At 53.0% G+C, this 6,132-nt stretch carries 4 protein-coding genes and 1 tRNA gene; 3 read left to right on the plus strand and 2 right to left on the minus strand.

The genetic code is table 11. From position 1 onward, the window contains the following. Nucleotides 1–72: 72 nt before the first annotated feature. Nucleotides 73–480, minus strand: coding sequence for a response regulator transcription factor (locus QYE77_RS14260; protein ID WP_315626128.1), 408 nt, complete (start codon nucleotides 478–480; stop codon nucleotides 73–75). Nucleotides 481–745: 265 nt separating this feature from the next. On the opposite strand from QYE77_RS14260, the gene ppdK reads away from it, so the two are divergent. Both ppdK and QYE77_RS14270 read left to right on the plus strand, forming a co-directional pair. Continuing rightward, nucleotides 746–3,517 carry a pyruvate, phosphate dikinase gene (gene ppdK, locus QYE77_RS14265; RefSeq protein ID WP_315626129.1) on the plus strand — a complete coding sequence of 924 codons (2,772 nt, stop codon included), beginning with the start codon at nucleotides 746–748 and terminating at the stop codon, nucleotides 3,515–3,517. 106 nt (nucleotides 3,518–3,623) lie between these two features. Beyond that, nucleotides 3,624–3,696, plus strand: a tRNA-Asn gene (locus QYE77_RS14270). Between the two features lie 454 nt (nucleotides 3,697–4,150). On the opposite strand, the gene QYE77_RS14275 is transcribed toward QYE77_RS14270, so the two are convergent. Further along, nucleotides 4,151–4,681, minus strand: coding sequence for a hypothetical protein (locus QYE77_RS14275; RefSeq protein ID WP_315626130.1), 531 nt, complete (start codon nucleotides 4,679–4,681; stop codon nucleotides 4,151–4,153). Between the two features lie 93 nt (nucleotides 4,682–4,774). Here QYE77_RS14275 and QYE77_RS14280 point away from each other — a divergent pair, with 93 nt between their 5' ends. After that, nucleotides 4,775–5,245, plus strand: coding sequence for a hypothetical protein (locus QYE77_RS14280; protein WP_315626132.1), 471 nt, complete (start codon nucleotides 4,775–4,777; stop codon nucleotides 5,243–5,245). Nucleotides 5,246–6,132: the final 887 nt, after the last annotated feature.

Raw genomic sequence — 6,132 nt, forward strand, 5'->3', positions numbered from 1 at the left:
TTGGTTAGATTATACTGCTTGTGTTGCTTAATGTAAAAAACTCCGGCGAAGGCGCCGGAGTTGAGTTTAAGTTTAGAATGAAGCCCGTGATACAACAAAGGGCTGAGTGTTCCATTTTGGACTACGTCTTAATAGGGTATTGAGATGGGCGACTAGGATGTTGGCGGAAACGGGTTTGACCAAATAATCATCGGCGCCTGCATCCAGCGCCGCAGCGACGTGGCCAGGTTGGTCGAGAGCGGAAAGGATCAGAATTGGGACATTGCTGAATTGACGAATTTCCTGGCAAACTTTCCAACCATCCATTTCGGGCATAACCAGATCAAGGATGATGATATCCGGTTGTGTTTCCTTAACCTTTTGAATGCCCTCAACGCCTGTGGTGGCTTGTTCGATGGCAGCAGGAATATTCATGGTTTGGAGGATGGCCTCGAGCAGGTCTGCAGTTGAAGGATCGTCATCAATGACCAAAAGTTTCATAGTTGCCTCCAGTCCGGGTTACAACCTCTATTATCTTCGTTTTGGCGTAAAAAAGACCTTGCAGATGGTTTACAATTGGTTAGAAAAAGGGAATCTGGAACGTAGTGATGTTGAACAAACGCATTGTGTAAACAAACGATGAAATCGTGCTAAAAATCACATATCTTTGTGGTAAAATTTAAAACTTGATAGGCTTAATCAATCCCCACAAAACATGTGGGTGTAAAAACCGGCATTTCGTTCACACAAGGAGGATCATCTGATCATGAAGAAGTGGGTTTATCTTTTCCACGAATTGGATGAAGTTGAGAAATATGTGGGTGGCAATTGGGATGATGTGCGTGGCTTGCTAGGTGGCAAAGGGGCCAACCTGGCCGAAATGACCCGCCTGGGCGTCCCGGTGCCGCCAGGGTTCACGGTAACGACCGAGGCGTGCAATGCCTATCTTAAGGCAGGAGGGAAGTTCCCCGAGGGGTTGTGGGAGCAGATGATGACTGCCCTGGCTGAGGTTGAGAAACTGACCGGCAAGAAATTCGGCGGTACGGAAAACCCGCTGCTAGTCTCATGCCGCTCAGGAGCTAAATTCTCGATGCCTGGCATGATGGATACTGTGCTCAACATTGGCCTGAACGATGAGACAGCCCAAGCCATGATCCGGCTGACCAATAATCCCCGCTTTGTGTATGATGCGTATCGCCGCCTAGTGCAAATGTTTGGCTCGGTAGTGCTGGGGATCCCGGATGAGGCCTTCGAGGAAGTGCTGGATGAGTTCAAGCGCGCCCGTGGGGCCAAAGCCGATACAGACCTGACAGCCGAGGACTTGAAGGAACTCACCGAAGAGTTCAAGAAGGTTGTGCGCAAACAAAAAGGCTTCGATTTCCCCACCGACCCCTATGAGCAGTTGCGTCTGGCCACCGAGGCGGTGTTCAAGTCCTGGAATGGTAAACGCGCTGTGGATTATCGCCGTGCAACCGGCATCCCCGATGATCTGGGTACGGCAGTTAACATCGTGACCATGGTCTTCGGCAATATGGGGTGGGACTCCGGCACCGGTGTAGCCTTTACCCGTGATCCCTCGACAGGTGAGAAGAAGTTGTATGGCGAATATCTGCTCAATGCTCAGGGAGAGGATGTGGTTGCGGGTATTCGCAATACCGAAAAAATTGAGAATCTCGCCAAACAATTGCCTGAAGCCTACCAGCAGTTCTTGGAAATTTGCGAAAAACTAGAACGCCATTACCGCGACATGCAAGACGTGGAATTCACCATCGAGCGTGGCCGTTTGTGGATGCTGCAGACACGCAATGGTAAGCGCACTGCCCGCGCGGCCGTGAAGATCGCGGTAGATATGGTCAATGAGGGTTTGATCACCAAAGAAGAGGCGGTTTTACGCGTCTCCCCTGAGCAGGTAGACACCCTTTTACACCCGCAGTTCGACCCCAAAGTGATTCAGGAAGCCAAGAAGGAAGGGCGTCTCTTTGCGACGGGTGTGAACGCCTCACCAGGAGCAGCGGTTGGGCAGGTCTATTTCGATGCTGACACTGCCGAGCGAATGGCCAAAGAGTTCAAGCAAGATGTGATCATGGTTCGCCCCTTCACCAAACCGGATGATGTGCATGGTATGCTCGCCGCCAAGGGTATCTTAACCAGCGAAGGTGGGGCAACCTCCCATGCGGCGGTCGTGGCACGTCAATTTGGTGTACCCTGCGTCGTTGGAGCGTCGTCCATCCAGATTGATCTGGACAAGCGACTCATGAGTGCCAATGGTGTTGTGGTGCGCGAAGGGGAATGGATCTCATTGGACGGTGGTACTGGTGAAGTCTTTTTGGGTAAATTGCCTATGACAGCGCCCTCGTTAGAGGAACAGCGGGATCTCATGACACTGCTGGAATGGGCGGATGAAATTTGCGCCCGCCCTGGCATCCGTAAGGGACCCGAGGGCTTCCCAACCACGGGATTGCAGGTTTGGGCAAATGCAGATTATCCCAAGGATGCCCGCCGTGCGCGTGCCTATGGCGCGAAGGGGATTGGTCTATGCCGCACCGAGCATATGTTCTTTGAGCCCGAACGGCTGCCTATTGTGCAGCGCATGATCCTGGCGAAGACCAGTGAAGAGCGTAAGCAGGCCTTAGATGAATTACTACCTTTCCAGCGCTCTGACTTTGAGGGCTTGTTTGAGGCCATGGATGGGTACCCGGTCATCATTCGTCTGATTGACCCGCCATTGCACGAGTTCCTGCCCTCCGAGAAAGAGTTGCAAGAGCAAATTATTACCAAGCGCTTGCAGAACCTGGCCGATTATGTTTTGGGCAAGGGCGAGAGCAAGGACATCGCTGAACTCGAGAAGATTTTGGTGGCAGTTGAAGCGATGCATGAATCGAACCCGATGATGGGTTTGCGTGGAGTGCGCTTGAGCATCGTGATGCCCGAGATCGTTGAGATGCAAGTGCGGGCAATCTTCGAGGCAGCAGCCAATGTGACCCTGCGCGGCATTAAGGCCAAGCCCGAGGTGATGATCCCGTTGACGGGTCATATTAATGAACTCAAATGGATCCAGCCGCGCTTGGAGGAAATTGCCAAGCAAGTAATGAAGGAGAAAGGGGTGGAATTCCCTTATAAATTCGGCACTATGATCGAAGTACCGCGTGCCGCCGTGACGGCAGGCGAGATTGCCCAAATTGCGGAATTCTTCTCCTTTGGCACCAACGACCTCACCCAGATGACCTTCGGTTATAGCCGTGACGATGCCGAACGTTCTTTCCTTGTCAAGTATGTGGAACTGGGTGTGCTACCCAAGAATCCCTTCCAGACTCTAGATCGTGAAGGGGTTGGCCGTCTGATGAAGATGGCGATTGAGGAAGGACGCAAGACGCGGCCCGACCTTGAGGTGGGTATCTGCGGTGAGCATGGTGGTGATCCCTCTTCTATTGAGTTTTGCCACTTGGTGGGTAACAATTACGTATCGTGCTCGCCGTTCCGTGTGCCGGTGGCGCGCCTTGCTGCGGCACATGCCGCTCTCAAGCACGCCGCAAAATAAGAACAAACGGTTATGTCTGAACGAAGTGGGCGGGAGTTAAACTCCCGCCCATTTTTATTTTCTTGACAGATAGCCGGCTTGAATTATAATTAGTCCCACAAAACGATCCTCGCTAGCTCAATCGGCAGAGCGGGCGGCTGTTAACCGCTAGGTTCCAGGTTCGAGTCCTGGGCGAGGAGCCTCAACAGGGATCTCCATCCCTGTATTGTTAGCGCACCCGATGGATCCCTGGGTGCGTTGTGTGTTTTTGGCACATTAAAAAGCAAACCGGAGGCCTGTCCGGTCTCCGGTTTGCCGTACGGTAGGGGCGGAAAGGGGAGGATGAGCGAGCGCAGGAGGTGGACCCAATCCCTTCCTCGCGCAAGCCCTGCCAAAGGGGAGTAAGAGCGCCACAAGCGTCTTGCTTCTTGTCTTTCCCTCTCCGTCCCAGTGGCAGATTGCCTTGAGGCAACCCGGAGTCGGGGGATGACCTGTCGAGGATCCGCCCTGACTACCCGTTGGGGCTGCGCGCCGATAGGCCGGTGGCTACCCGCCGACCGGTGATCCTCGCCCGCGGAGAGGGTCGTTGTCCCCCGGCTCCGGGCCACCTCGCGTCTATCTGTATTTTTACCACTTTCCGAATCTGCCCGCAAGTCAAAGCAGTTTGTTTTGCAAATGGCTGTAGAAGCGATGGTGGAGAGAGCGGAAATCGTCAATGTATTCCTTGGGCAAGGCGGGCCAGAAGAGGAAGAGGGAAAGGTCAATACTTTCGGGAATGGAACTGAATTGTTCGGCGAGTTGCTGGCGAAACGGCTCGGTCTCCTGGCTCTGCCACCAGAACCACAGGATGAACCCTACGCCGTAGTCGCGTCCAAAATTCCACAGGGGATCATCGGGTGGTACGGGCAGATGGGTGAAGAAAAAGTTTCGATCCAACAGAAGACTGCGGACGGTGGAAAAAGTCAGCGGCAGGCCGAGTTGGGCGGCAGCGGAGTAGGCGTGAGCGATCAAATCTGCGGGGTTTACGCTGCCGCGGTCGGTGGTGTCGAAATATCTCGCACGCCTGAGCCATTCGGCAAATTGAGGTTGGGCGCGGTCGAGGAGCAGTTCGAGCCAGAGATGACCGGTGATGAAGAAGTAGTTGATCAGATCAAGACGGGTGATGTCACGCGAGGTATCAGACATGGCAGAACTCCAAAAAGAAAAAGAATGGAATGGTGTGCGCGGCGCATCAGTTTGGCGTGACTGACTTGCCGATTTGGATAGAGGAGTTGTAACATGGTCACCCTCCCTGTATTTTTACCGCTTTCCGAAGCCGCCCGCAAGTATGGGCTGGACGAGGCTCGCTTGCGTGACCTGGTGGAGAAGGGTAAAATCCGAGCAGGAATATTTCCCGGTTCGGATGAGGTGCTCGTGAGCGAGGATGAGGTGAGAAGCGAAGCCATCCAGGAAAAAGGTCTCCGCAAAGAGGATTTGCCGGAGTATCAGAAGCATGCAGAAAAGCGTGGAAGACCTATCTGGATTAGAGAAGCGGAAAGAGTCTATAGAGTACCAGCAGAAACTTTATCCACATGGGCCAAAAAGGGATATATCAGGATAATTGGTAAAAAAGGAAACAAAGTTCTGCTAGATGAAGCGGATGTTGCTTATTGTTCAGATGTATATAAAAAATCAGGGAAGCAAGGGCGCGTTCTATTCAATCCGGATGGAACCCCTTATAAACCTAAGACAAATCCTCTTGTGATGTGACCTATTACAGTGCAGTTCAAAACTGCACTATATTTTTTGTTAAAATTGTCAGAAGTAGTTGACTCTTCTGACAAATTATGTTATACTCCTCATAGCACCTTTCCAAACCACCTGCTAACTGCCCCGACAAACACAACGCCCCGCCGGGCGTTGTGCGCCCGACAGGGCGCTCCGTGAGCCGTGTGGGTGCACGCTCACGGTCGAGGCAAGCAGACCAACTGCTCACCTCATTTGCGATTGTAGCATGAGATGACAGCCCTCTGCAAGCCTCTCACAAGGAATGTGATTTGCAGAGGGCTTTGTGTTTCCCGTGCGGTGTTGGCTCAAAGCCTTTCAGGCGGCAGGTGCGTGAGGGCGGGTTCAAGTCCCGCCCGCCTGAATTCCGTTTTTGCCACGCTAACGTCGGCAAAGGGGTGATGGGACGTGACAGCCGGGAGAGACCGGCACAGCACATTGACATGCGGTAGAAAGGTCAACCGCTGACTACCCTGAGCGTGAATGTCGCAGGAAGGGAGCACATTTTTTATGATTTGCCAGTGGTGTAAGTGCAATTTAGCCTGGGATAACGAACGCGGCTGGGTTCATCCTGGCGGTGGTCTGTACGTAGTGTATTGTGGGGCGTGCGGCTGGCAGAGCGACCGTCTGGAAGATCAGCATCGCTGCCGCTGCCCAAGGTGCGGGGGAGAAGTGCGTGATCATCACTGCGCCCTCCCTGTTCCTGACACTCTATAGAAAGGGGGCGTGATTTGAAGCACGCCGTTATCTTGATCCTCGTTTTTTGATAGCAATGTTTGAAAAGCCATTCACAAATTTCAAGGAGTGAACCATGCTCGAAGTTCAACTGATCGGCAATCTAGGTCAAGACCCTGAAGCCCGCTACACGGCAG

Origin of the sequence: Thermanaerothrix solaris (assembly GCF_032334255.1) — a bacterium.
GTDB classification, from domain to species: Bacteria; Chloroflexota; Anaerolineae; order Anaerolineales; family Anaerolineaceae; genus Thermanaerothrix; species Thermanaerothrix solaris.

Coding starts and splice junctions, on each gene's coding strand:
- QYE77_RS14260 (WP_315626128.1), bottom strand. CDS start 480: ATGAAACTTTTGGTCATTGATGACGATCCTTCAACTGCAGACCTGCTC.
- ppdK (WP_315626129.1), top strand. CDS start 746: ATGAAGAAGTGGGTTTATCTTTTCCACGAATTGGATGAAGTTGAGAAA.
- QYE77_RS14275 (WP_315626130.1), bottom strand. CDS start 4,681: ATGTCTGATACCTCGCGTGACATCACCCGTCTTGATCTGATCAACTAC.
- QYE77_RS14280 (WP_315626132.1), top strand. CDS start 4,775: ATGGTCACCCTCCCTGTATTTTTACCGCTTTCCGAAGCCGCCCGCAAG.